The 2387-nt window shown below is 70.8% G+C and carries 2 protein-coding genes; both read right to left on the minus strand.

Annotated elements, in window-relative coordinates; genetic code table 11:
* Positions 1-83: 83 nt before the first annotated feature.
* Entirely contained in the window at positions 84-2093 is a 2010-nt protein-coding gene (locus tag ACYP33_RS09240) for a beta-galactosidase (RefSeq protein WP_459621170.1), read from the minus strand.
* A gap of 23 nt (positions 2094-2116) precedes the next feature.
* Positions 2117-2387, minus strand: a 271-nt coding sequence (locus tag ACYP33_RS09245) for a TOBE domain-containing protein (protein WP_459621172.1), incomplete at its 5' end; no start/stop codon positions are given.

Raw genomic sequence — 2387 nt, forward strand, 5'->3', positions numbered from 1 at the left:
CCCCCCCGCGACGGTGGTACGCAAGCGAAGCTGGGTTTTCATCGGTTGTCTCCTGTTTCGGTTGTTGTGGGTGCCGCGAAAGATCATCGGGCCGAGGCGGCGTCGGGCGAGCGGTAGACGGCCACGCCGGCCGCCTCGATGCGCCGCGCGCCGATCAGAATCGCCGCGTCGGGCACCGCCGCGTCGAGTTCGTGCGCGGCCGGGCCGTAGTTGAACACCCAGGTCAGCGCGCCGCGCCGGCTCACGCGCACCGCGTCGCCGAGCGCCACCGGCGCGAGGCCCGCTTCGCGTGCGATGCGCGCGAACAGCCGCGCGGTGGTGGCGTCGTCGAACAGGCTCGCCAGGTAGTGGAACGCGCCGTGACGCACGTAGGCCGGATGGCCGTCGCCGAACTGCGCGCGGGTTTCGGTGGCGGCGTCGCCTGCTTCAAGCAGGTCGCGCCAGTGGCGCGCGCGGCCGTCGAACGCCGCGTCGTCGGTGGCCGCTGCGATCCGCACCGGCTCTTCGACGTTCGGCCGCAGCGATTCGACGCGCCATACGCGGATCGGCAGCGGGCCAGCGGCAAGCGCGCCGGGCGGCAGGTTGGCGGGGATCTGCAGGCTCGGCGTCTTGGAGCCGGTGCGCGGCCCGAGCACCACCTGCGCGCCGCTGGCCGCGAGCCGCTGCGCCAGCGCGTCGGGCAGGATCGGCAGCGGCGGCACGACGATCATCGAATAGCCGTCGAGCGGTGCGTCGACCGGCACCACGTCGACATCGAAGCCGAGCGAGCGCAGCGCCGAGTAATACTCCACGGCGAAACGCGGATAGTGGAAATCGGCGCCCTGCGGGTGGATCTCGAACAGCCATTTGGCCGGGTAATCGAACAGCAGCGCGATGCGCGCCGACACCGCCGCCGTGGCATCGCCGCCGTGTTCGGCCAGCAGCGCGCGCAACTCGTCGGCCACCTGCGCGGCCTCGCTGCCGCCCACGTCGAGCCGGTTGTCGGGCGTGTTCAGCCCCGCGTGCATCTGCTCCTGCGCGAACGGCGCCTGCCGCCAGCGGAAATAGGACACGCAGCCCGCACCGTGCGCGAACGCCTCCCAGCTCCAGAGCCGCACCATGCCGGGCAGCGGCGCGGGGTTCCATTGCGCCCAGTTCACCGGCCCCGGCTGCTGCTCCATCACCCAGAACGGCAGCTTCGACATGCCGCGATACAGGTCGTGATTGAACGACGCGAAATCGGGATGTCCGGTGCGCAGGTAGCGCGCCTTGACCTCGGGCGCGTACCACTGCTCCTCCAGCGCGCCGAGCGGGTAGCTGTCCCAGCTCGCCACGTCGAGATCGGCGGCCACCGGATAGTGGTCGAACTCCGTGAACAACTGCATGAAGTTGTGCGCCACCGGCCGCTGCGGCGAGTGCGCGCGAATGATGTCCACCTGCATGCGGTTGTAGCGGCGCACTTCGTCGGAAGCGAAGCGGCGGTAGTCGAGCCGGTGCGACGGCTGCGCCTCGGTCACCGTGCCGACGGGCGCGTCGATCTCGTCGAAGCTGCGGTATTCCATGCTCCAGAACACCGTGCCCCAGGCCTGGTTCAGCGCATCGACGCTGCCGTAACGCTCGCGCAGCCAGAGCCGGAAGCGCGCCACCGCGGCCGGCGAATAACTGAGCACGGTGTGGTGGCAGCCGTATTCGTTGTCGGTCTGCCAGTAGGCGACGGCCGGATGCTGCCCGTAGCGCTGCGCCACCGCCTCGCAAATCCGCCGCGACGCCTCGAAGTAATCGGGCGACGAAAAATCGTAGTGACGCCGCGAGCCGAACGCGCGCCGCCGGCCGTCCGCGCCCACCGGCAGGATCTCGGGATGGCGGTCGATCAGCCATTTCGGCGGCGTCGCGGTGGGCGTGCACATCACCACCTGCAGGCCCGCCGCGCCGAGCGTGTCGATCGCGCGGTCGAGCCAGCCCCAGTCGAATTCGCCGGGCGACGGTTCGATCCGGCTCCACGCGAATTCCGCGATTCGTACCTGCTCGATACCGAGCGCCTTCATGCGCGCGGCATCGTCTTTCCACATGGCTTCGGGCCAGTGCTCCGGGTAATAGCAAACGCCAAGGCGCATCGGTCGATCCTCGTTGGTGAGCGTCAGATGATGGGAAGCGGTTCGAGCGCGCGCGCCGCCAGCGGCGCGACGACGAAACCGTCGGCAGCAAACAGGTGGCAGGCGGTAGCGGGCGCGCGCACCGTGACGATGTCGCCCGGCGCGACGCGCCATTCGCCCGGGGCCTTGGCGATCAGCGTGCCGCCGTCGTGCTGCTCCAGGTGCACGTAGCTGTGCTCGCCGAGCGCTTCGACGAGCGCCACGCGGCGCGTCAGCGCGAGGCCCGGCGCGGCGTGCGGGCGCGCCGCCGCGCCG

It is taken from the genome of Burkholderia sp. 3C, assembly GCF_054589155.1.

Bases quoted from the DNA above. Each gene is read 5' to 3' on its own strand.
- ACYP33_RS09240 (WP_459621170.1), bottom strand. From the start codon at position 2,093: ATGCGCCTTGGCGTTTGCTATTACCCGGAGCACTGGCCCGAAGCCATG.